At 71.4% G+C, this 21,690-nt stretch carries 15 protein-coding genes; 4 read left to right on the plus strand and 11 right to left on the minus strand.

Annotated elements, in window-relative coordinates; all coding sequences use genetic code 11:
* Positions 1-35 precede the first annotated feature (35 nt).
* The 3 genes from OIE40_RS11920 to OIE40_RS11930 are packed head-to-tail and all read left to right on the plus strand — an operon-like array spanning position 36 to position 7,961.
* Positions 36-3,341 (plus strand): hypothetical protein, encoded by a 3,306-nt coding sequence (locus OIE40_RS11920; RefSeq protein ID WP_264702538.1) that lies wholly within the window; start codon positions 36-38, stop codon positions 3,339-3,341.
* A complete protein-coding gene (locus OIE40_RS11925) occupies positions 3,334-5,490 on the plus strand; it encodes a glycoside hydrolase family 3 N-terminal domain-containing protein (protein WP_264702539.1) in 2,157 nt (718 codons plus the stop codon). Before OIE40_RS11920 ends, OIE40_RS11925 begins: the two co-directional genes overlap by 8 nt.
* A complete protein-coding gene (locus tag OIE40_RS11930; RefSeq protein WP_264702541.1) occupies positions 5,487-7,961 on the plus strand; it encodes a beta-galactosidase in 2,475 nt (824 codons plus the stop codon). Before OIE40_RS11925 ends, OIE40_RS11930 begins: the two co-directional genes overlap by 4 nt.
* 79 nt (positions 7,962-8,040) lie before the next feature.
* Here OIE40_RS11930 and OIE40_RS11935 read toward each other — a convergent pair whose 3' ends face one another.
* Positions 8,041-8,583: an MGMT family protein gene (locus OIE40_RS11935; protein ID WP_264702543.1), complete on the minus strand. Its 543-nt coding sequence runs from the start codon at positions 8,581-8,583 to the stop codon at positions 8,041-8,043.
* A gap of 52 nt (positions 8,584-8,635) precedes the next feature.
* Here OIE40_RS11935 and OIE40_RS11940 point away from each other — a divergent pair, with 52 nt between their 5' ends.
* The gene (locus tag OIE40_RS11940) at positions 8,636-8,947 is read left to right on the plus strand and encodes a Dabb family protein (RefSeq protein ID WP_264702544.1); all 312 of its coding nucleotides are present in this window, start codon (positions 8,636-8,638) and stop codon (positions 8,945-8,947) included.
* A gap of 33 nt (positions 8,948-8,980) precedes the next feature.
* On the opposite strand, the gene OIE40_RS11945 is transcribed toward OIE40_RS11940, so the two are convergent.
* The 10 genes from OIE40_RS11945 to dnaK all read right to left on the minus strand — a co-directional run bounded on the left by OIE40_RS11945 (position 8,981) and on the right by dnaK (position 21,584).
* On the minus strand, positions 8,981-9,844 hold the full coding sequence (locus OIE40_RS11945; RefSeq protein ID WP_264702546.1) for a hypothetical protein: 864 nt from the start codon (positions 9,842-9,844) through the stop codon (positions 8,981-8,983).
* Between the two features lie 96 nt (positions 9,845-9,940).
* Positions 9,941-10,861 carry a carbohydrate kinase family protein gene (locus OIE40_RS11950; RefSeq protein ID WP_264702547.1) on the minus strand — a complete coding sequence of 307 codons (921 nt, stop codon included), beginning with the start codon at positions 10,859-10,861 and terminating at the stop codon, positions 9,941-9,943.
* A gap of 9 nt (positions 10,862-10,870) precedes the next feature.
* Positions 10,871-12,265, minus strand: coding sequence for a sugar porter family MFS transporter (locus OIE40_RS11955; protein WP_264702549.1), 1,395 nt, complete (start codon positions 12,263-12,265; stop codon positions 10,871-10,873).
* A gap of 146 nt (positions 12,266-12,411) precedes the next feature.
* Entirely contained in the window at positions 12,412-13,257 is an 846-nt protein-coding gene (fdhD, locus tag OIE40_RS11960; protein WP_264702551.1) for a formate dehydrogenase accessory sulfurtransferase FdhD, read from the minus strand.
* Positions 13,257-15,560 (minus strand): FdhF/YdeP family oxidoreductase, encoded by a 2,304-nt coding sequence (locus OIE40_RS11965; RefSeq protein ID WP_264702554.1) that lies wholly within the window; start codon positions 15,558-15,560, stop codon positions 13,257-13,259. The genes fdhD and OIE40_RS11965 overlap by 1 nt, the downstream gene beginning before the upstream one ends.
* A 99-nt stretch (positions 15,561-15,659) precedes the next feature.
* Positions 15,660-17,060, minus strand: coding sequence for a protealysin inhibitor emfourin (locus tag OIE40_RS11970; protein WP_264702556.1), 1,401 nt, complete (start codon positions 17,058-17,060; stop codon positions 15,660-15,662).
* A 199-nt stretch (positions 17,061-17,259) separates the two neighbouring features.
* Positions 17,260-17,721 carry a heat shock protein transcriptional repressor HspR gene (locus OIE40_RS11975; RefSeq protein WP_264702558.1) on the minus strand — a complete coding sequence of 154 codons (462 nt, stop codon included), beginning with the start codon at positions 17,719-17,721 and terminating at the stop codon, positions 17,260-17,262.
* Position 17,722: 1 nt separating this feature from the next.
* Positions 17,723-18,871, minus strand: coding sequence for a molecular chaperone DnaJ (dnaJ, locus tag OIE40_RS11980; protein ID WP_264702560.1), 1,149 nt, complete (start codon positions 18,869-18,871; stop codon positions 17,723-17,725).
* Positions 18,872-18,951: 80 nt separating this feature from the next.
* Positions 18,952-19,509 (minus strand): nucleotide exchange factor GrpE, encoded by a 558-nt coding sequence (locus tag OIE40_RS11985; protein ID WP_413774498.1) that lies wholly within the window; start codon positions 19,507-19,509, stop codon positions 18,952-18,954.
* 212 nt (positions 19,510-19,721) lie between these two features.
* Positions 19,722-21,584: a molecular chaperone DnaK gene (dnaK, locus tag OIE40_RS11990; protein ID WP_264702562.1), complete on the minus strand. Its 1,863-nt coding sequence runs from the start codon at positions 21,582-21,584 to the stop codon at positions 19,722-19,724.
* Between the last annotated feature and the right edge of the window lie 106 nt (positions 21,585-21,690).

The following is a 21,690-nucleotide window of genomic DNA, read 5'->3' on the forward strand; positions in this document are numbered from 1 at the left end:
GTTCAAGGCCACATTTTCGGTGGTAGACAAAACGAATGACCATGAGCACAGTGCGTCATGACGGATGCCTGGCCACCCCCACCGGCTGGGGTGGCCTGGCCCGCCTGGACCTGGCGGGCCTGTCCATGCTGCAGTACCCGGCGAGTAGCTGTGAGGCCGGTGCAGGTGGAGTGTGGCTACGGGTCCTGCACGGTGAACGAGCACACCCGGTGCGGCTGGCGGACCCCTCCGCTCCCGTGCCGGTCTCGCGCTACCCCGACGGGTTCGCGGTGTCGTCGCACACCGATTCGCTGCAGTATTCGCTGCGCTTTTCGCTGCACGAACCCGAATTAATGTGGCAATGGTCGGTGAGCGTGACCAATAACGGCACGTCGGCAATCGAATTCGACACGGTGATGGCCGCCGATATCGCATTGGCGCCTTTCGATGTGGTACGTATCAACGAGTTCTACGTCAGCCAGTACCTCGATGTGACGCCGTTGTGGCACCAGCGCTGGGGCCGGTGTCTGGCGGTGCGCCAGAACATGCCCGGACCGAGGGCGCCCTGGGTGCTGTTGGGCTGCTACGGCGGCGGAGCGGGGTGGGCGAGTGACGCCAGGCAACTCGGCCCGGTGGTCGACGCCGAACTGGCCGGGCTGCGCCGGCGGGCCCTTCCGAACCGGCGGCTGCAGCACGAGCACACCCTGGCGGTGCTGTCCTCGAAACCGGAGGTGCTGCAGCCCGGCGAGACCCAACGCGGCGGCTTCTTCGGCCTGCTCGTCGAGGACCACCCCGCCGCGACCGGGCCGGGCGACGTCGATGCGGCCCCGGCGGCCCCGCTGCCGGTGGTGGAACGGGGGACGGAGCCCGGACTGCCCGCCGAGTCCGCCTCACTGGTGGTCCGGGCCGCGCAGCTCGACGGCGCGCCACTCGACCCCGGCGAGCTGGCCGCGCTGGTCGGCGATGACGTGCGGGTGGTGGAACGGCAGGCCGACGCCTGGTGGGAGGCCGTGGGGCCCCCCGGAGAAGTGCTGGTGAGCGCCGCGAAGCAGGCAGCCGTGCTGCGCCCGCATGGGCAGCTGCTGCGGACCTCCGCGGCGACGACCCCCACCCGGACCTGCCTCACGGCGACGGTCTGGATGGACGGCGTGTTCGCCGCGCAACTCACCCGCGGTCACGTCGGGCGGCGGCCGATGCTGACCACCACCCGCACCCACCTGGGCCTGCAACGCAGCCAGGGCCTACGGCTCTACCTCCGCCGGGGTGGCACGTGGTGGCGGCTCGGGCGGCCCAGCACCTGGGGGTTGCGACCCGACCGCGCCCGCTGGCTCTACGCCTTCGACGACGTGGTGCTGCAGGTCACCACCACGGCGGCGCAGGCCACCGACGAGTTCGCCGTCGAGGTGCAGACGCTCCGGGGCGCGGTCGACGAGCTGCTGTGGGTGGGCCAGTTGGCCGGCGGCGACGACCCGGAACCGACGCTGGAGCTGACCGAATCCGGGGCGATCGCCCGCTGGACCGACCGGACCCTGCGCGTCCGGTCTGAGGTCGATCCACATCGGGCACCGACTTCGGTGCCCGATGTGGACCAACCCCGACACCGGTTCGCCGCCGACGCCCCCCTGTACGCCGACGGACGGCAGCGCGGCACCGGCTGGCTCACGCTGCGCAGCGGCGGCGACGTGCGGCTCGTGGTCGACGCTCCCGCCGAGGGCGAACAGCAACCGGCCGCGACCCCCGGCGGCACCCACCCGGTCCGGCTCGGGTTGAGCCTGACAGGTGGGCCGGCGGCGTCCGAGGTGGCGGAACTGGACCGCATAGTGCCCTGGTTCGGCCACGACGCCCTGGTGCACTACCTGTCGCCACGCGGCCTGGAGCAGTTCACCGGTGGCGGGTGGGGAACCCGTGACGTGTGCCAGGGCCCGGTCGGGCTGCTCACCGCGCACGCCGACGACCGGGCCCAGCGCGACCTGCTGGTGCGGGTCTTCTCCGCCCAGCATGAGCGCGGCGACTGGCCACAGGCGTTCGAGTTCCTCCCCCCGGCCGGGGCCGGGCAGCCCGACGCGCACGGCGACGTGCTGTTCTGGCCGCTGCTCGCCCTGGGCGACTTCCTGCTGCGCAGCCACGACGCCGGGCTGCTGGCGGTGCCTGCCGGTTTCGTCGACGACGACGGCCCCACCGCGAAGGCCCCGATCTCGGAGCACCTGACCAGGGCGCTGGCGGTGATCGAGAACCGGACCGTACCGAACAGCCCGCTGCCCGCCTACGGGCACGGTGACTGGAACGACTCGCTGCAGCCGGCCGACCCGCGGCTGGCGGCGCAGATGGCGTCGGCGTGGACGGCCACCCTGCAGGTGCAGGCGCTGCGGGCACTCAGTGCCGGGCTGGCGGCGACCGGCGCGGAACCGGCGCTGGCCCGGCGGGCCTCCGAGCTGGCCGACGCGACCGAGGCGGCGTTGCGGAAGGAGCTGCTGGTCGACGGCGTGCTCGCCGGCTATGGGGTGTTCGACACCGACGGCGTCCGCGACGAGGTGCTGGTGCATCCGCGCGACGACCGCACCGGATTGACCTACGGGGTGCTGCCCTGGATCCACGCGATCAGTGCCGAGCTGCTCGAACCGGACGCCGCGGCGCATCATCTGCGGCTGATCGAGGAGCACCTGCTCGGGCCGGACGGCACCCGGCTGTTCGACGCCCCGGTGCCCTACCGCGGCGGCCCGGTGGAGGTCTTCCAGCGGGCGGAGGCGGCCACCTTCTGGGGACGTGAGATCGGGCTGATGTACACCCACGCACACCTGCGCTACGCCGAGGCGTTGGCGCGGTTCGGCGACGCCGGGGGGCTTTTCCGGGCGCTGTGCCTGGTCAACCCGGTCGGCGTCACGGCGCGGGTCGCCGGCGCCCGCCCCCGGCAGAGCACCTGCTACTACTCCTCGTCGGACGCCGCCTTCGCCGATCGCTATGACGCCGCCGCCCGCTACCCGGCCTCGCTGACCGGCCAGGTGCCGCTGGAGGGCGGCTGGCGGGTGTACTCCTCGGGGCCGGGGCTGTTCCTGCGCCTGCTGGTGGAATGCCTGCTCGGGGTTAACCGGCGCGGTGCCGAACTGCTGCTCGACCCGGTCCTCGACCCGGCGCTCGACGGCCTCGTCGCCGAGGTGCCTCTCGACGACCGGACGTTGCGGCTGACCTACCGGGTGCGCGGGCCGGGCCACGGAGTCTGCGCGGTGCGGGCCGGCGGGCGTGAACTGTCGCTGCGGCCGCACCCCAACCGCTACCGGCGCGGCGGCGTCCTGATCGATCGGGGCGACCTCGGCGAACCCGTCGGCGGCGTCACCGAGGTGCTGGTGCTGGTGGGCGATGAGTGAGCGGCCGTGGTTGCGCGAGGGCCCGCTGGAGCACCGGGTCGAGTCGTTGCTGGCCGAGCTGACCCTTGCCGAGAAGGCGGGCCAGCTCAATCAGCCGGCCAACGTGTCACCGGGTGACGACCACGACGCGCTCGCGGCGGGCCGGATCGGCTCGTCGCTGTACGCCAGTGGCGCATTGGGCGGCAACGAACGCGACGAGGGCCTGTCGATCGCCGCGATCGAGCAGTGCCAGCGGATCGCCGTCGAGGAATCCCGGCTGGGTATTCCCGTGCTGTTCGGCCGCGACGTCATCCACGGCCACCGCACTGTCTTCCCCATCCCGCTCGGACTCGCCGCCGGCTGGGACCCCGACCTGGTCGAACGCCTGGCCGCCGTCGCCGGCGAGGAGGCGGCCCGCGAAGGGGTCGCCTGGACCTTCGCCCCGATGGTCGACATCTCCGAGGAGCCGCGCTGGGGCCGGGTCGCCGAGGGATTCGGCGAGGCGCCGGTGCTGTCCGGGCGGCTCGCAGCGGCGTCCGTGCGTGGCTTCCAGCGCTCGATCGGTGCGACGGCCAAGCATTTCGTCGGCTACGGCCTGGCAGCCGGTGGACGCGACTACGACACCGTTCAGGTCGGCGAGAACACGCTGCGGAACCTGCACCTGCGCACCTTCCGCGACGCGGTGGACGCCGGGGTGCTGGCCGTGATGGCGTCCTTCAACGACGTCGACGGCACACCCATGCACGCAAACCGGCGGCTGGTCCGCGAGGTGCTGAAGGACGAGTGGGGTTTCGACGGCGTGGTGGTCGCCGACTGGTCGGGGGTGGGCCAGCTGGTCGACCACGGGGTCGCCGCGGACGCCCGGGACGCCGCCCGGCAGGCGCTGCTGGCCGGCGTCGACCTCGACATGGCATCGGGCTGCTATCTGGCGCACGCCGAAGAGCTGGTCGTCTCGGGCGCGGTGCCGGCCGAGATCGTCGACGACGCGGTCCGCCGGGTGTTGCGGATGAAGTTCCGGCTCGGCCTGTTCGACGACCCGTACCCGCGCACCACCGACGAGCCGATCGGGCCCACCGCGTCCACCCGTGCGCTGGCCCGCGAGGCGGCGGCGTCCTCACTGGTGCTCGTCGGCAACGACGGTGTACTGCCGCTGCGCGAGGACGTTGCGTCGCTGCACCTGACCGGACCGTTCGTCGACGACGGCGAGGCCCTGCTCGGCACCTGGGTGCTCGACGGGCGGGGCGAGGACGTGGCCACCCCGCTGGCCGCGTTCACCGAACTGCTCGGTGAGCGAGTGAGCCACACCGACGGCCGGTTCAGCGACCTGGCCTGCCACCGCACCCGTGAGGCGGCAGTCACGGTCGCGCTGCTGGGTGAGCATCCGAGCCGCTCCGGTGAGGCCAACTCGGTGGCCGACCTGGGCCTGCCGGCAGGCCAACTCGAGGCGCTGCGGCAACTGTGCGACCTGGGCAAGCCGGTGGTCGCGGTGGTGTTCGCCGGGCGTCCGCTCGACCTGACCGAGGTGCTGCGAGCGGCGTCCGCCGTGCTGGTTGCCTGGCATCCGGGCACCGAGACCGGCCCGGCTCTCGCCGATGTGCTGTTCGGACGCCGGGAGCCCCGCGGCCGGCTGCCCATGACCTTCCCGCGCAGCACCGGGCACGTGCCGTCGTCGATCCACGCCCGCGGCACCTCCCGGGTGATCGATTTCAGCCGCGACGTGTGGGGCGGCCGCTACCTCGACGCTCTCACCCAGCCGCAACTGCCGTTCGGCTTCGGCCTGGCGTACACCACCTTCGAGATCGGCCCGCCCGCCCTCGACAGGTCGCAGGTGCCGCTGGGCGGAGAGGTCGGCGTCCAGGTGCCGGTCGCCAACACCGGCGGCCGGCCCGGGCGTGCGGTGGTGCAGCTCTACCTGCACGATCCGGTGGCCGACGTCACCCGGCCCAAGGTGGAGTTGCTCGACTGGCAGGCCATCGACGTCGACGCGGGGGCGACCGGGTCGGCACGGTTCACCGTCTCCACCGACGCCTTCGGCTACTACGGGCGCGACCTGAGCCGGAGGGTCGACACCGGCCTGATCCGGCTGATCGCCGGTCCGGACGCCGCGCACGGCCAGGCAGTCGAACTCACCGTGACCGAACCCACGGCGACAAGGGAGGACGACGCATGACCTCGGTCGAGACCAGGGCCGGTCAGCTGCTCATCGACGGCGAGCCCAGGCTGGTGATCGCGGGCGAGATCCACTACTTCCGGGTGCCCCGCGACGAGTGGGCCGACCGGCTCGACCTGGCCGTCGAGGCCGGCTGCAACGCGGTCGCCTCGTACATCCCGTGGCTGCTGCACGAGTTGCCCGACGGCACGCTGGACGTCACCGGCGACACCCGCGACGACCGCGACGTGGGCGCGTTCATCGACCTGTGCGCCGCCAAGGGCCTGTGGTTCATCGCCCGGCCGGGGCCGTTCGTGATGGCCGAGCTGATGAACGAGGGGCTGCCGTTCCGGCTGTACCGGGAACATCCGGAGCTGGTCCCGGTCGGTTGGGACGGCGTCCCGACCGGCAGCAGGACGCTCGACTATCTGCATCCCGCCTTCCTGGCCGAGGTGCGCCGCTGGTACGCGACCGTGCTGCCGCGGATCTACCAGCGGCTGGCGCCCCGCGGCGGCAACGTGATCGCCGTCCAGCTCGACAACGAGGTGGGCATGCTGGCCTGGGTCACCAACTCCCCCGACCTGACCGGTCACCTGCTGGCCGACTTCCGCGACTGGTTGGACGCGCCGGCACGCCGAGCCTCGACCGGGCACACCGGCGGCACCCCCTGGCCGGACGAGCCGGAGGGGCCGGACGGGACCTCGCACGGCGCCACACCCTGGCCCGCGCTCGCCGCCCTGTCCCCCGAGCCGGACGCCTTCGCGCGCGCCGTCCGCTCGCCCGAGGAATCCTGGGCGGGTGAACTGCGGGCCGCGCTGCCACTGTTCATGCGCGACCGGTTCGCCCGCTACCTCGGCGCCCTGCGCGACCTGGCGCACGAGTTCGGGGTTCACGACGTGCCGCTATTGGTGAACCTGCACGGCACCGCGGCCGGGAGCGCCGAGCCGTTCCCGATCGGCATCAGCCAACTGGTGGAGACCTACTCCGGGCTACCGGGGATGGTGGCCGGCTCGGACCACTACGTCGGCGAGATGACGCTGAACGCCACCACCGACCTGTACGTGATCAACGCCTTCCAGGCGGCGGTCAACGGCCCCGACCAGCCGCTCACCTCGGTCGAGTTCGAGGCCGGCAGCGGCGACTACGGAAACGGCATGGACGTCGCTTACGACCCTTCGACGGTCGAGTTGAAGACCCGGCTGTTCCTCGCACAGGGCAACCGGCTGATCAACTACTACCTGTTCGCGGGCGGCCACAACCGCCCCCTGGAGGTGCCGATCGGCGACGGGATCGACCGGATCGCCTTCACCGGTGAGCGGCACGGGTTCGCCGCCCCGGTGGGGCCGGAGGGGCAACGCGGGCTGACCTTCGAGCCGACGTCGCGAGCGGGCCGGACGGCCCGCACCCTGGCGCCCTGGCTGTCCCGGATGCGGCCCGAGCCGGACTCGCTGCAGCTCGGCCTGGTGCTGGACGCCTACGCCAGCGAGTACCACCACCCGGGCTCTGCTCTGATGACCGAGATCACCGAGGACCTGACCCGGCACCGCGGTGCCGGCCCGCGGCGAGCCCTGGCCCGTTCGACCCTGCTGCTCGGCTACCAGTTCGACGCCGTCTGGCTGGAACGTTCGGCGCCACGCGACGACGCCGTGCTGATGCTGTCGACCGGGCGCTTCATGGACGCCGCCCTGCAGCGCCGGCTGGCGGCCTGGGTGCGCGGCGGTGGCCGGCTGCTGCTACTCGGACGCCTGCCCGAGGCGGATCTGGCCGGGCGTGGCTGCACGGTGCTGGCCGACGCACTGGGCCTGCGCGGCATTGGCATGGTCTGGGACGCCGCCCACTACTTCCCCACCGCCCGGGCCGCCGGCTGGACGAAGCCGTGGCCGGACACCCGGGTCGGATGGTTGCAGCGGCTCGCGGTCGACGACTCCCCGGGCGCGCCGGCGTCCGAGGTGGTGCTCACCGACTGCGACGACATCCCGTGCGGCGTCGAGGTCGAACTCGGGCGGGGCCGGGTGGTGTTCCTGGCCGCCGAGCTGCCCAGCAACCTGGCCCTGTTCGGGCGGGTGCTGGACCGGTTCGGCGTCCGGCCCCGGCTGCGCCTGGAGACTGAGGTGCCCGGCGTCTTCGGGCTCAGCACGGTCACCGACAACGGTCAGCGGCTGCTGCATCTGCTCAACGTCACCGGGTACGAGCCGGAAGTGGTGGTGTCCTTCGACGGCCTCCCCGCGCGGCGGCTGCGGCTGCCCGTCCGCGCCGGGGTGGCACTGCCGGTGAACCTGGCCACCCCGGTGGGGGTGATCGAGTGGGCAGACGCCGAACTGGTCGACGTCGCAGCCGATCGGTTGGCGTTCGGGCCGGGGCTGGCCGGTGACGCGTCGAGCGTGCGGTTGCGCGGGCCGGTGACGGCGGTCGAGGGTGGCACGCTCAGCGTCGACGGCGAGGTCAGTGTGGTGACCGGCCAGGGGCCGTTCGTGCTGCACCTGCCGACCTGACCGAGCGCCACGCGGCCGCGCCGGGCCTCATCGCGGCGTGGTCAGCGGGCCGGGGCGTCCGTAGCCGACCGGGCGCCGGTCACCGGGCGGGCGCACGCGCCGGCCACGTCCAGCCCAGCCGGTCGAGTTCGTCCGCGAGCAGCGCCAGCGCCTTGGGACCGAACCCGTGCAGGCCCAGCAGCTCCGACTCGGGGTGCTCGATCACCCGCTCCAGGGTGGTGACCCCGATGGACGCCAGGGCACGAGTCGCCGGAGCACCGATCGACGGCAGTGGCGTCCCGTGGTTGGCGAGCACGGCGTCCAGCCCGCGACGATAGGCACGGTCGAGGGCGTCCAGGTCGGCGTGATGGTCGGCCATCCGGCAGCCCAGCCCGTTCGGTTTCACGGTGATGCCCTCGTCCTCCCAGTGCGGGCGGAAGTGCTCCAGCAGGCCGCCACCGGGGTCTCCGGAGACGCCGACCACCCGCCAGTACGGCACGTCGCGGGAGTACAGCCGCATGATCGTGCCGACCCGGCGCGGCGACGTGCCGGTCAGCCGGGCCAGGTCCCCATAGGCGGCCACCCGACCGCGCGGAATCTGCTCGACGGCCAACAGCACGCGATCGACCAGGTAGTCGTCCATCGGGCTACGGTAGCGGCGGCCACGGCGGGGCGTCAGGACTAGATTGGGGCGCATGATCAAGCACATCGTGGCCTGGAACTTCGCCGACGAGGCCGAGGGCGCCGACAAGGCGACGAACGTCGCGCTCGTCGCGGACGCGCTGCGCGCCCTGCCCGCGGTCATCGACGGCATCGTCGAGTTCGAGGTCGTCGTCGCCCAGCCCGGCATGGACATGACGTTCGACCTGGCGCTCAACTCGGCGTTCACCGACGCCGAGGCGCTGCAGGCCTACGCGGTGCACCCCGAGCACCAGAAGGTGGTCGCCCTGATCGGTGCCCGCCGCACCGGACGCGCCTGCATCGATTACGACCCCGAGAAGTTGTGACGTCCCTGCCGCGATGACGCTGTGCGCGTCGCTTCAGTCGAGTGCCCGGGCGGCGTCCGCAAGCGTGCGCTCGGCCTGGCCCACCCTGCTGCGGGCCTCGTGCACCTCGTCCTCGGACGCTGTGAGGGTGTCCCGGGCCGCGACCTCCGCCTGCTCGGCGCTGCGCAGTTCGGCGCGTAGGTCGGCGACCTCCTGACTCGCCCGGTCGAGGGCCACCCGGGCCTCGGCCTGTGACGTCTGGGCCGCCTTCAGCATGGCGCGCGCCTCGATCAGCGCCTCGGTGGCCGCCTCCAGGGCGCGCTGCGCCTCGGCCCGCCGTTCCTGCTCGGCGCGCTGCTCATCCGCCGCCGGCTCGTCGGGCTCGACGTCCGGCCTGGCCGCGGCGGCCCGCTTCGGTGCCGCGGATGCCGACGGCGCGCCCATCGGCACCCCGAAACCCGAGTACACCAGGGCCTTCACCACCCGGCCGGCCTGCACGTCGGCCAACGCGTCCCGATCGGCGACGGCTGCCCCGAAGGTTCCCGCCACCTCTGAGCGCACCGCCTCCGTCGCCTGGTAGCCGCGCTCGGCCCCGGACGCGACGGCGTCGGTGGTGAGTTCCTGGACGAGTCGTTGCCGCTCGGTGCCGAGAGCGCGCAGCCGCGCCAGGTCGGCGGCGCCGTGCGCCGCGGCGAGTTCGGCCCCGAGCTCGCCGAGTCGTCGCACCCGATCGGGCGCCACCCGGGCCAGCACGTTCACCAGCCACGCAGAGCGGGTCGGCTTCTTCAACGCCCCGATGGCGGACGCCGCCGGCCGGTCCTTGGCCTGCCGGGCCGCCGCGACCAGCGCCGTCCGGGCGGCCATGAACTCGTCGGGGTCGAGCCCGTACAGCTCGTCGGCGGCGGTGTCCACGTCCATGCTCCCAGCCTGCCGCCCGGGCCCGCCCGCCGCCAGCACCATCCCCCCCCTCACCCCCATGCCGCGCAGGGGGTGAGGGGAGCAGGACGGACTACGTCAGAGCTCAGCGCGGGTCGGGGCGTAGGCGCCGGCCCGGCTGACGGTGTTCGATGAGGTGATGATCGCCCGGTCGACGGCGGGCATGATGTCCTCCAGCCGGGCGCCGCGCAGCGCGGCCGCGGGTCCGGGACCGCCCAGATAGTCGGCGTCGAGCAGGCCGGACAGCAGGCCGGCCATGAACGAGTCCCCGGCACCAACCGTGTCGCCCACCTCGACCACCCGAGGGGCGACCTCGATGATCGCGTCGTCGGAGGCGATGGCGACGAACGCGCCCTCGCCGCCCCGGGTCACGACCACCAGCGCCGGACCGAGCTGCAACCAGTACCTCATCACCTCGGCCACGGAACGGCCCGGGTAGAGCCAGTGGATGTCCTCATCGCTCGACTTCACCACGTCGGACAGGCCGACGATCTCCTCGACCCGACCGATCACGGCGTCCGGGCTGCCCATCAGGGTGGGCCGGGCGTTCGGGTCGTACGACACCGTCACCCGCTCACCGGCGGCACGGATGGCCGCCACCACCTGCGAACCGCCGGGCTCGAGGGTGGCCCCGATGCTGCCGGTGTGCAGATGGCCCACACCGTCGGCCGGCGGCAACTCGGGCAGCAGCCAGGACAGGTCGAACTGGTACGTGGCCTGGCCGGCGGCGTCGATCAGGGCGTTGGCCACCGAGGTGCGCGGCGCCCGGTCCGAGCCGGACGCGACCCGCACGTGGGCGTCCCGACAGGCCTGGGCGATGCGCTCGCCGCGTTCGTCCCTGGCGAACCAGGCCGCCAGTGTCACGTCATGGTCGAGCCGACCGAGACCGAACGCCACGTTGGCGGGGCTGCCGCCGACGTGCTCGGAGACCTGTCCAGCCTTGTGGACGACGTCGACCAGAGCCTCGCCCAACACCAGAACCGGGCTGTCCTTCGCCATGAACGCTCCTCAGTGCATCGCCGGGGTGGCCGGTCCACCCACGTCGTCGGGGTCGTGAACGAGCCCGAGCCTATGCTCCATCTCCTCCAGCGGCACACCCTTGGTCTCAGGCATTACCTTCAGCACCCAGATCAGCTGGGCGACCATGCAGACGGCGAAGATGCCGAACGCCACCCCGCCGCCCAACAGGGCGATGACGGGCGGGAACAGTGTCGAGGTCAGCCAGGCGAACACCCAGTGGGTGAGCGAGCCCAGCGACTGGCCGCGCCCCCTGATGCGGTTCGGGAAGATCTCCGAGATGAACACCCAGATCACCGCGCCCTGGCCGAAGGCGTGGGCGGCGATGAACAGCATCAGGCCGCCGAGCACCAGGTAGCTGGACGTGGCGTCGAAGTGGCCCGCGTAGGAGAACATCACCCAGGACAGGAAGCCGAGGCTGATGATGTAGCCGATCGACCCGACCAGCATCAGGTTGCGGCGTCCGAACCTGTCGATCACGGTCAGCGCGGCCATGGTCGCGACCAGGTTCATCGCCCCGACCCCGACACTCATCAGGAACGCGGTGTTCTGCGCGGCACCGGCCTGCTGCATCACCTCGGGTGCGTAGTAGAGGACGGCGTTGATGCCGGACAACTGGTTGAACATGGCGATGGTGAATGCCAGCAGGATGACCTTGGCGTGCCCCTTGGTGAAGAACGGCACGTTGGGCGCGTTCTCCGCGGCGTTCAGCGCGGCGTGGATCTCGCCGACCACCTGGTCCGCCTCGGCGTCGGTAGCGGCCAACCGGCGGGCCACCGCCTCACCCTCGGCGTCCTTGCCGACACTCAGCAACCAGCGCGGCGTCTCGGGGACGGTGAACAGCAGCAGCAGGAACACCGCTGCCGGGACGGCCATCACCCCGAACATCCATCGCCACGCCACGTCGGCGGACAGGGTGCTGACGATGATGAAGTTCGACAGGTAGGCCAGCAGGATGCCGAGCACGATGTTGAACTGCACCAGGCCGACCAGCCGTCCGCGCACCGCGGGCGGCGACACCTCGGCGGTGTAGATCGGCGCACACACCGAGGCCGCACCGACACCGATCCCGCCCAGGAACCGGAAGATGTCGAACATCAGCAGGTCGGAGGTGAGGGCGGTGCCGAGGGCTCCGACGACGTACAGGATCCCGATCACGAACAGGGTCGGTTTACGGCCGTACCTATCGGCCGGCTTGCCCGCGACGAGGGCACCGACGATTGTTCCGATGAGGGCAATGCCGACCGTCCAGCCGAGTCCGGCATCGTCGAGGTGGAACACCTCTTTGAGCGCATCAGTCGTCCCTGAGATCACTGCGGTATCGAAACCGAAGATCAAACCACCCAGGGAGGCGACAATCGCAGAGCGAATGACTAGGGGTTTCATACCGCAGAAGCTAGCGCCCCTCGATTGCCGGCGGGGAGTCCCGACTCACGGATACTTTCGCCGAAATTCTCCGAAACCACTCGCGACAATCACGCTTTGTGTTGGTTACTGTCGTGTGTCGACCGATACCACGCGCCCATGTGGATTCAGTTGTTGCTCTCAGGAAACGTTACCCGATGTGCATTGGCATACACGTTGAAGGAATCCCCGCGCACGAAGCCGGCAACCGTCACGCCGAGCCCGGACGCCGTGTCGACCGCCAGCGAACTGGGCGCCGACACCGCCGAGACGATCGGGATGCCGGCCAGGTAGGCCTTCTGCACCAGTTCGAACGAGAGCCGGCCGCTGACCTGCAGCACGGTGCCGGTGAGCGGCAGGCGTCCGGCCAGCAGCGCCCAACCGACAACCTTGTCGACGGCGTTGTGCCGGCCGACGTCCTCTCGCACCACCAACCGTTCGCCGGCCGCGGTGAACAGCCCGGCCGCGTGGACGCCACCGGTGGAGTCGAAGGTCCGCTGCGCCGCGCGCAGCCGGCCGGGCAGGGCCAGCAGCACCGCGGCGTCCAGCACCGCCGGGTCGGACGCCACGTCGTAGCGACCCTGCCGCGACAACGCGTCGATCGACTCGGCCCCGCACACCCCGCACGCACTCGAGGTGTACTGCGCACGCGGCACGGGCGGGGCGACGCCGCGTCCCAGTTGCAGGTCGAGCACGTTGTAGGTGTTGACGCCGGTGCCGGTCTCGTCGTCGAGCACCGAGCCCGCACAGTACTGCGCCAACCGCACGTCGGACGCCGCGGCGATCACCCCCTCGGCGTGCAGCCAGCCGTGGGCGAGTTCGATGTCGTGACCGGGGGTGCGCATGGTGACGGCGTGCGGGCGGCCCGCCACCCGCAGCTCGAGCGGCTCCTCGACCGCCAGCCGGTCGGGCCTGGTGACGCGGCGTCCGCCCTCGAAGCGGACCACCCGCACCGGCTGGGTGACGCGACCCATCAGCGCACGCCGACGGGGCTGCCGTCGGTCGGCTCGAGCCGGACGACGACGGATTTCGACGTCGGCGTCCCCGATTCGTCGGCGACCGAGTCGAGCGGCACCAGCAGGTTCGTCTCCGGGAAGTAGGACGCCACGCAGCCCCGGGCCGTCTGATAGTCGACGAGCCGGAAACCGATCGCCCGGCGCTCCTCGACGCCGTCGGGGCCGGTCCAGGTCGACACCAGGTCGACGATGTCACCGTCGGCGAAACCGGCCCTGGCCCGGTCGTCGGGATGGATGAAGACCACCCGGCGGCCTGCGGTGATGCCGCGGTACACGTCGTCCATGCCGTAGATGGTGGTGTTGAACTGGTCGTGGCTACGGATCGTCTGCAGCAGCAGGTGACCGTCGGGCACCTCGACGATCTCGAGCTCGTTGACGGTGAACCGGGCCTTGCCGGTGCGGGTGTTGAAGGTGCGCGAGTCGCGCGGCCCGTTGGGCAGCGCGAAACCCTGCGGGTCGGTCACCTTGCGCTCGAAGTCGTCGAACCCGGGCACGACCGCCTCGATGTGGCTGCGGATCGCGGCGTAGTCGCCACGCATCGCCGCCCAGTCGATCCCGTGGGCTTCACCCAGGGTGCGTTCGGCCAGGGTGCAGACGATGTCGACCTCGGAACGCAACTCGCCGGACGCCGGGTCGAGACGTCCACGGGAGGCGTGCACCATGCCCATCGAGTCCTCGACGGTGACGAACTGCTCGCGGCCGCCGGTCTGGTCGCGTTCGGTGCGCCCCAGCGTGGGCAGGATGAGCGCGCGGCGCCCGGTGACGGCGTGCGAACCGTTGAGTTTGGTCGACACGTGCACGGTCAGCCCCACGTTGCGCATCGCCCGCTCGGTCACCTCGGTGTCGGGTGTGGCGCGGACGAAGTTGCCGCCGACGGCGAGGAACACCCCGCACCGGCCGTCACGCATCCGGCGGATCGCCTCGACCACGTCGGCGCCGTGCTCGCGCGGCGGCTCGAACCCGAACCTGGCCTGCAGCGAATCGAGAAAGGCCTGCGGGGGCCGCTCGTTGATCCCGACCGTGCGGTCGCCCTGCACATTGGAGTGGCCGCGCACCGGGCAGGCGCCTGCACCGGGGCGTCCGACGTTGCCGCGCAGCAGCAGGAAGTTGACGATCTCGCGGATGGTGGGCACCGAGTTCTTGTGCTGGGTGAGACCCATCGCCCAGCAGACCACGATCGAGGACGCCGCTCGCACCTGCTCGGCCACCCGCTCGAAATCGGCCCGGGTGAGCCCGCTGGCCCGCTCGAGGTCGGCCCAGTCGAGACCCTCGAGGTGCGCCCGGGCCTCGTCGTACCCGCTGGTGTGCTCGGCGATGAACGGGTGATCGAGGGCGTCGGCGTCGATCAGCAGCTTGTTGAGGCCGGCGAAGAACGCCAGGTCGCCGTTGAGCCTGATCTGGACATAGTCGTCGGTCAGTTCGACGCCGCCGAGCAGCACCCCCTTGACCGTCTGCGGGTTGCGGAACCCCTTCAGTCCGGCCTCGATGAGCGGGTTGACGGCGATGATCCGGCCCCCGTTGGCCTTCACCTTCTCGAGGCTGGAGAGCATCCGCGGATGGTTGGTGCCCGGGTTCTGGCCGGCGATGATCACCAGGTCGGAGTTTTCGACGTCGGTGAGCGTGACGGTGCCCTTGCCGATGCCCAGCGTGTGCCCGAGGGCGGCGCCGGAGGACTCGTGACACATGTTCGAGCAGTCGGGCAGGTTGTTGGTGCCGAAGGCACGGACGAACAGCTGGTAGGCGAAGGCCGCCTCGTTCGAGGTGCGGCCGGAGGTGTAGAAGATGGCCTCGTCGGGGTCGTCGAGGGCCTGCAGCGACTCGGCGATGAGGTCGAAGGCGGCGTCCCAGGCGATCGGTTCGTAGTGCGTGCCGCCCTCGCGCAGCAGCATCGGCTCAGTCAGCCGACCGCGCTGGCCCAGCCAGTGGTCGGAGCGGGTGGCCAGGTCGGCGACGGAGTGTTCGGCGAAGAAGTCACGCGTGACCCGTCGCAGGGTCGCCTCCTCGGCCACGGCCTTGGCGCCGTTCTCGCAGAACTCGGCCAGGTGCCGGTGGGACGGATCGGGCCAGGCGCAGCCAGGGCAGTCGAAGCCCTCCCGCTGGTTGACCCGGGCAAGGGTCAACACGGTGCGCGCGACGCCCATCTGCGCCGTCGACATCGCCAACGCCCGGACGACGCCGGGCACGCCGGCCCCGTAGGTCTTCGGGTGGCCGATCGCCAGCAGAGCGTCGCCGGCGTCCTCGGCGGGTGCCTTCTTCGCCATGTCCCCTCCTCGGGCCGATGCGTCGATCCTGCCTGTGGATCGCTGCCGCGACAAGCCGGTCGGGCCGGCGGCCCGCCCGGGCGTGGCGTCCGACGCGCCCTACTCGGCCAGCAGGGTGCGCTGGAACAGGCCTCGCTGCGCCTTGCTGAGGGCGGTCTCGGCGACGGTGACGTCGAGCGAGAGCGCCTCGCAGGCGACCCGGTAGCAGAATCCGTCGGCGACCGGATCGCGATCGGCCAGCGTGAGCAGCGTGTCGGACGACAGCAGGCTGCCCCAGCGGCGGGCGTCCCTCGCCGGCAGTTGCTCGAGCGTGGCCCGTCGTTCGCGGACGGCCCCGGTCACCCCGCCGGTGCGGCGCAGCAGCAGTTCCGCGTTGCCCGGCACCGGCTCCTCGCCCCCGGACGCCGGCGGCTCGGCCTCGCCGGCCGGGGGCTCCGCGCTCGCCCCGGTCACCCCGACCGTGGACCAGCCGTCCCGGACGGCGACGTGCTCGGGACTGCCGTCGCCGAACCGGGCCTTCGCAGCGTCGACGGTCAGCGCGGCGAAGGCGGCGAAGTCGGCGCGCGCGTCGAGGGCGCCGCCGGTCAGCACGTCGTACCAGACCTGGCCGAGGCCCGCCCACGCCTGCCCGCCGACCGCGCTGGCCGCCACCGCGAAGGCACGGTTGGGGATGCCCGAGTTGAGGTGCACCCCGCCGTGGTCGTCGGTGGTCTGCACGTAGCGATCCATGTGGTCGGGCTGCGGATCCTTGCCGAGGCGCGGATCGTCGTAGGCGGTGCCGGGGGCGATCATGCTGCGGATCGCCACTCCCTCGACGCCCGGCAGCAGCAGGTCGGCGCCGATCAGCCAGTCGGATTCGGTTGCCGCCTGGCCCAGGTGACGCTGCTTGACCAGGATGCCGAAGACGTCGGAGACGTGCTCGTTGAGGGCGCCGGACTGCCCCGAGTAGATCAGGCCGGCGGTGCGCTCGGTGACCCCGTGCGCGAGCTCGTGCCCGATCACCTCGAGGCTGGCGGTGAACCTGCCGAAGATCTGACCGTCACCGTCGCCGAAGACCATCCGTTCGCCGTCCCAGAAGGCGTTGTCGTAGCCGTCGCCGTAGTGCACGGTGCCCTGCAGCTGCATGCCCGCACCGTCGATGGAGTCACGGCCGTAGCTGTCGTGGAACAGCTCCCACGTGGCGCCGAAACCGTCGTAGGCCTCGTCGGCCGCCACGTCGCCGGTCGCGGCGTCGCCCTCGCGGCGCACCGCCGTGCCGGGCAGCGTCTCGGTGTTGCTCGCCGAACTGATCTCACGGTTGGGCGCTGTAGGGGCGTCGGCATCGACCGACATCACCGCCGGGCGGGTGGCCGGCCGGAAGGCGAGCACGCCACGTTCGGCCCGGATGGACTGGTCGGTGAGCAGCGTGCGGTTCGCGGGCTCGGCGACGCCCGGCTCGGCCGACTCGGCCAGCCGGCGCAGCAGGTAGGGCGGAATGATCGCGGGCACGGGGCGTTCCATGCATCAAGCATGCCCGCTGGCTCGGACAGTTCCTCCGGCCGGCCCCGGTGGTCGGCGAGCGGGCCCGGTATCAGCCGCGCCCAGCGCGTCCTCTTCAGTGCGTCGAGGCCGCGGACGGGGCGCTGGCGGTAGGGGTGGTCGTGCGGGACACACCGCCCCCAACCTGCCGGCCCGGTCCCGCGACGCCGCGTAAACGGGCTCAGTCCGTGTCGACGGGCCGAATGGTCGTGGGCCGGCCGGGCAACGCCAGGGTCGGACGCCGGGCGGCACGGCGGCCCAGGTGGACGGCACCGGCATCGTCGGCGGTGAACACCCGCGCGGGATTGTCACCCTGCAACGAGGCGACCAGCTCGGCCACCCGCGCGAGCTGGCCGCGCAGGGCGTCCAGCTCGTCCTCGAGGGCCAGGATGCGGCGAATGCCCTCCAGGTTGATCCCCTCGTGCTGCGACAGGTGCTGGATGTGGCGCAGCTTGGCGATGTCCCGCAGCGAGTAGCGGCGGCCGCGACCGCGGGAGCGCTTGGGCACCACCAGCCCCACCCGGTCGTAGCCGCGCAGGGTCTGGGGGTGCATCTCGGCCAGTTGCGCCGCCACCGAGATCACGAACACCGGCGCGTCGGAATCGATGCGTTGCGGCAGGAATCCTGGCGAGCCAGCGGTCATCTCAGCCTCCGTAGAGCGAGGCGCGAGGGTCGGCGTCGTCGCCCATCGCGGCGGCGAAGCTGGCCAGCGCCTCCTTGGCGGTGTCGTTGATCGCGTGCGGCACCTGCACCTCGACGGTGACCAGCAGGTCACCGGTGCTGCCGTCGGACTTGCGGACGCCCTTGCCACGGACCCGGAAGGTGCGACCGTTGGGCGTCCCGGCCGGGACCTTCAGCGTCACCCGCTGTCCGGTCAGGGTCGGCACCGAGATGTCGGCGCCCAGCGCCGCCTCGGTGAACGTGACCGGTACGTTCAGGGTGAGGTTGTCGCCCTTGCGGCCGAACAGCCTGTGCGCCCGGACGTGGACGACGACGTACAGGTCGCCGGAGGCGCCGCCGTTCTCGCCGGCGCCGCCCTTGCCCTTGATCCGGATCCGCTGGCCGTCGGTCACCCCTGCCGGGATGCGCACCTGCATCGACCGGGTGGAGCGGCCGCGTCCCGAACCACCGCAGACCGGGCAGGGCTCCTCGACGATCAGCCCCCGGCCGCGGCAGTCGTGGCACGGCTCGGAGACCGCGAACACGCCACCCGAGGTCGACGTCTGCATGCCGCTGCCCTGGCAGGTCGGACACACCTTGGGCAGCGTGCCGGCCTTGGCACCCGTGCCCGAACAGGCCTCACAGGCCTCGTCCGACACGGTCTGCATGGTCACGGTGGCGCCGTCGACGGCCTGGGTGAAGTCGATGGTCGCCTCACCCTCGATGTCCTGCCCGCGGCGCGGGCCACGGTTGGTGGAGGTCCGGCGGGTCGACGTGCCGCCGAACAGGTTGCCGAACAGGTCGGAGATGTTGCCCGCACCGCCGCCCGAGGCGTTGCGGAACAGGTCCTCCATCGAAGGCCCCTGGCCACCGCCGGGGAAGCGGAATCCGCCACCGCCGAACAGGCTGCGGGCCTCGTCGTACTCCTTGCGCTTCTTGGCGTCCGACAGCACCGAGTGCGCCTCGGAGATGTCCTTGAACCGCTGCTCGGCCTCGGGATTGTTCTGGTTCTGGTCTGGGTGGTTCTCCCGGGCCAGCTTGCGGAAGGCCTTCTTGATCTCTTCCGGCTTTGCGTCGGAGGAGACGCCGAGGACCTTGTAGTAGTCCTTCTCGAGCCAGTCCTTGGTGCTCACTACGCCTCCTTATCTCTCATTGCTCTGCCGTCGGCCCCGGCCCGCGCGACCCGCGCGGGCCGGCACCGACCCGGATGCCGTCATTCGGGCTCTGCGACGCCGACCCGGGCCGGCCGGAGCACCCGGTCGTTGAGCCGGACGCCCTTCTGCATCACCGCCGAGACGGTCGTCACCTCGACCCCCGCCATCGGAAGCTGCATCAACGCCTCGTGCACGTTGGGGTCGAACGTCTCGCCGACCTCGCCGTAGACGGTGAGGCCGTACTTGGCGGTCAGCCGCTCGAGCTCCTCGGCGACCAGCTTGAACCCGCCGGTCAGTTCGTCGTGTTCACGGGCCGCCTCGATGCTGTCCAGCACCGGCAGCAGGTCGAGCACGACCGCTTCGACGCCGCCCTGCCGGGCCAGCGACCGATCCCGATCGACCCGCTTCTTGTAGTTGGCGTACTCCGCCTGGAGTCGCTGCAGGTCGGCGGTGCGCTCGGCGGCCAGCTCCTCCAGTTCACTGATCTTGGCCGCCACCACGGCGTCCTCGAACGCCGGTGCGGTGGTCGCGCTGCCCTGTGTGGGCGCCGCGCTCTCGTCCACGGCGTCCTCGGCCCGGCCGATGCCCGGCTCGGTCGGGGCCCCCTCGGCCACCATCTCTTCGGCCTCGTCGGGGGTCACCGGGTGGTCAGCGGACTGCTGATCCTCGTTGCTCACTCATGCTCCTTAGTCCCGTCGGCGGGGGCGCTCACAACGCGCCTGATCGGGCACCGTTGTCGTAGCCCGACCTGGCGAGTTGTCCGGCGCCACCCCGGACGACTGCCAGGGACCGGGCCCGCGGGTGCACGGCACCCGCGGGCTGGCCGGCCTCACTTGCTGTCGTTGTCCTCATCATCGACGATTTCGGCGTCCACGACGTCGTCATCGGCCGGAGCGGACGACGCGCCCTCTGCGCCCGCGCCGGGCGCCTGGGACTCGTCGGCCTGCTGCTTGGCCTGGGCGGCCGCGTACATCGCCTGGCCCATCGCCGACGCCTTGGTGTTCAGGTCGTCCATCGCCGCCTTGACCGCGTCGTTGTCGTCGCCGGCCAGAGCCTCCTTCAGCTTGGCCAGGGACTCCTCGACCGGGGCCTTCACGTCGTCGGTGATCGACTCGGCGTTGTCGGCGATCAGCTTCTCGGTGCGGAACGCCAGGGCGTCCGCCTCGTTGCGCATCTCGACGGCCTCGCGACGCTTGCGGTCCTCCTCGGCGTGGCTCTCGGCGTCCTTGACCATGCGGTCGATGTCGTCCTTGCCCAGCGCCGAACCGCCGGTGACGGTCATCGACTGCTCCTTGCCGGTGGCCAGGTCCTTGGCGTGCACGTGGACGATGCCGTTGGCGTCGATGTCGAAGGTGACCTCGATCTGCGGCACATTGCGCGGCGCCGGCATCAGCCCGGTGAGCTCGAAGTTGCCCAGCGACTTGTTGTCGCGGGCGAAGTCGCGCTCGCCCTGGTACACCTGGATCATCACCGACGGCTGGTTGTCCTCGGCGGTGGTGAACACCTCCGAACGCTTGGTCGGAATGGTGGTGTTGCGCTCGATGATCTTGGTCATCACGCCACCCTTGGTCTCGATGCCGAGGCTCAGCGGGGTGACATCGAGCAGCAGCACATCCTTGACCTCGCCCTTCAGGACGCCGGCCTGCAGCGCAGCACCCAGGGCCACGACCTCGTCGGGGTTGACGCCCTTGTTGGGCTCCTTGCCCCCGGTCAGCTCCTTGACCAGGTCGACGACGGCGGGCATCCGGGTGGAGCCGCCGACCAGGATGACGTGGTCGACCTTCGACACCGAGGTGTTGGCGTCGGCGATCACCGAGTTGAACGGTGCGCGGCACCGGTCGAGCAGATCCTGCGTCATGCGCTGGAACTCGGCCCGGGTGAGCTTCTCGTCCAGGTGCAGCGGGCCCTCGGCGCCGGCGGTGATGTACGGCAGGTTGATCGAGGTCTCCTGGGTGGAGCTGAGCTCGATCTTGGCGCGCTCGGCGGCCTCCTGCAGCCGCTGGCGGGCCATCTTGTCCTTGCTCAGGTCGATGCCGTTGGCGTTCTTGAACTGCTTGACCAGCCAGTCGACGATGCGCTGGTCCCAGTCGTCGCCGCCCAGCCGGTTGTCGCCCTTGGTGGCCTTGACCTCGAAGACGCCGTCGGCGATCTCGAGCAGGGACACGTCGAAGGTGCCACCGCCGAGGTCGAAGACCAGCACGGTCTGCTCGCTGCCCTTGTCGAGGCCGTAGGCCAGGGCCGCGGCGGTCGGCTCGTTGATGATCCGGTCGACGGTCAGCCCGGCGATCTCACCGGCCTCCTTGGTGGCCTGCCGCTCCGCGTCGGAGAAGTAGGCGGGCACGGTGATGACCGCGTTGGTGACGGGTTCGCCCAGGTAGGCCTCGGCGTCCCGCTTCAGCTTCTGCAGGACGCGGGCGCTGATCTCCTGCGCGGTGTACTTCTTGCCGTCGATGTCGACGGACCAGTCGGTGCCCATGTGGCGCTTGACCGATCGGATGGTGCGGTCGACGTTGGTGACCGCCTGACGCTTTGCGACCTCGCCGACCAGCACCTCGCCGCCCTTGGTGAACGCGACGACCGACGGGGTCGTGCGGGCGCCCTCGGCGTTGGGGATGACGGTGGGTTCGCCGCCCTCGAGGACGGCGATGACCGAGTTGGTGGTGCCGAGGTCGATGCCTACTGCACGAGCCATTCTGTGTTCCTCCAGTGAGTGATGTTCCGTGTCTGCCGGCGCTCGCCGGCTACTTTGTTGAGCCTAGCACGCTCAATCGTAAAGTTGAGCGCACCAGACTCAACTA

It is taken from the genome of Micropruina sonneratiae (genome assembly GCF_025972045.1).
Lineage (GTDB): Bacteria > Actinomycetota > Actinomycetes > Propionibacteriales > Propionibacteriaceae > Micropruina > Micropruina sonneratiae.

Coding starts and splice junctions, on each gene's coding strand:
- OIE40_RS11930 (WP_264702541.1), top strand. CDS start 5,487: ATGACCTCGGTCGAGACCAGGGCCGGTCAGCTGCTCATCGACGGCGAG.
- OIE40_RS11965 (WP_264702554.1), bottom strand. CDS start 15,560: ATGGCGAAGAAGGCACCCGCCGAGGACGCCGGCGACGCTCTGCTGGCG.
- OIE40_RS11935 (WP_264702543.1), bottom strand. CDS start 8,583: ATGGACGACTACCTGGTCGATCGCGTGCTGTTGGCCGTCGAGCAGATT.
- dnaK (WP_264702562.1), bottom strand. CDS start 21,584: ATGGCTCGTGCAGTAGGCATCGACCTCGGCACCACCAACTCGGTCATC.
- OIE40_RS11945 (WP_264702546.1), bottom strand. CDS start 9,844: ATGGACGTGGACACCGCCGCCGACGAGCTGTACGGGCTCGACCCCGAC.
- fdhD (WP_264702551.1), bottom strand. CDS start 13,257: ATGGGTCGCGTCACCCAGCCGGTGCGGGTGGTCCGCTTCGAGGGCGGA.
- OIE40_RS11955 (WP_264702549.1), bottom strand. CDS start 12,265: ATGAAACCCCTAGTCATTCGCTCTGCGATTGTCGCCTCCCTGGGTGGT.
- OIE40_RS11925 (WP_264702539.1), top strand. CDS start 3,334: ATGAGTGAGCGGCCGTGGTTGCGCGAGGGCCCGCTGGAGCACCGGGTC.
- OIE40_RS11985 (WP_413774498.1), bottom strand. CDS start 19,509: ATGGTGGCCGAGGGGGCCCCGACCGAGCCGGGCATCGGCCGGGCCGAG.
- OIE40_RS11975 (WP_264702558.1), bottom strand. CDS start 17,721: ATGACCGCTGGCTCGCCAGGATTCCTGCCGCAACGCATCGATTCCGAC.
- OIE40_RS11940 (WP_264702544.1), top strand. CDS start 8,636: ATGATCAAGCACATCGTGGCCTGGAACTTCGCCGACGAGGCCGAGGGC.
- OIE40_RS11920 (WP_264702538.1), top strand. CDS start 36: ATGACCATGAGCACAGTGCGTCATGACGGATGCCTGGCCACCCCCACC.
- OIE40_RS11950 (WP_264702547.1), bottom strand. CDS start 10,861: ATGGCGAAGGACAGCCCGGTTCTGGTGTTGGGCGAGGCTCTGGTCGAC.
- OIE40_RS11970 (WP_264702556.1), bottom strand. CDS start 17,060: ATGGAACGCCCCGTGCCCGCGATCATTCCGCCCTACCTGCTGCGCCGG.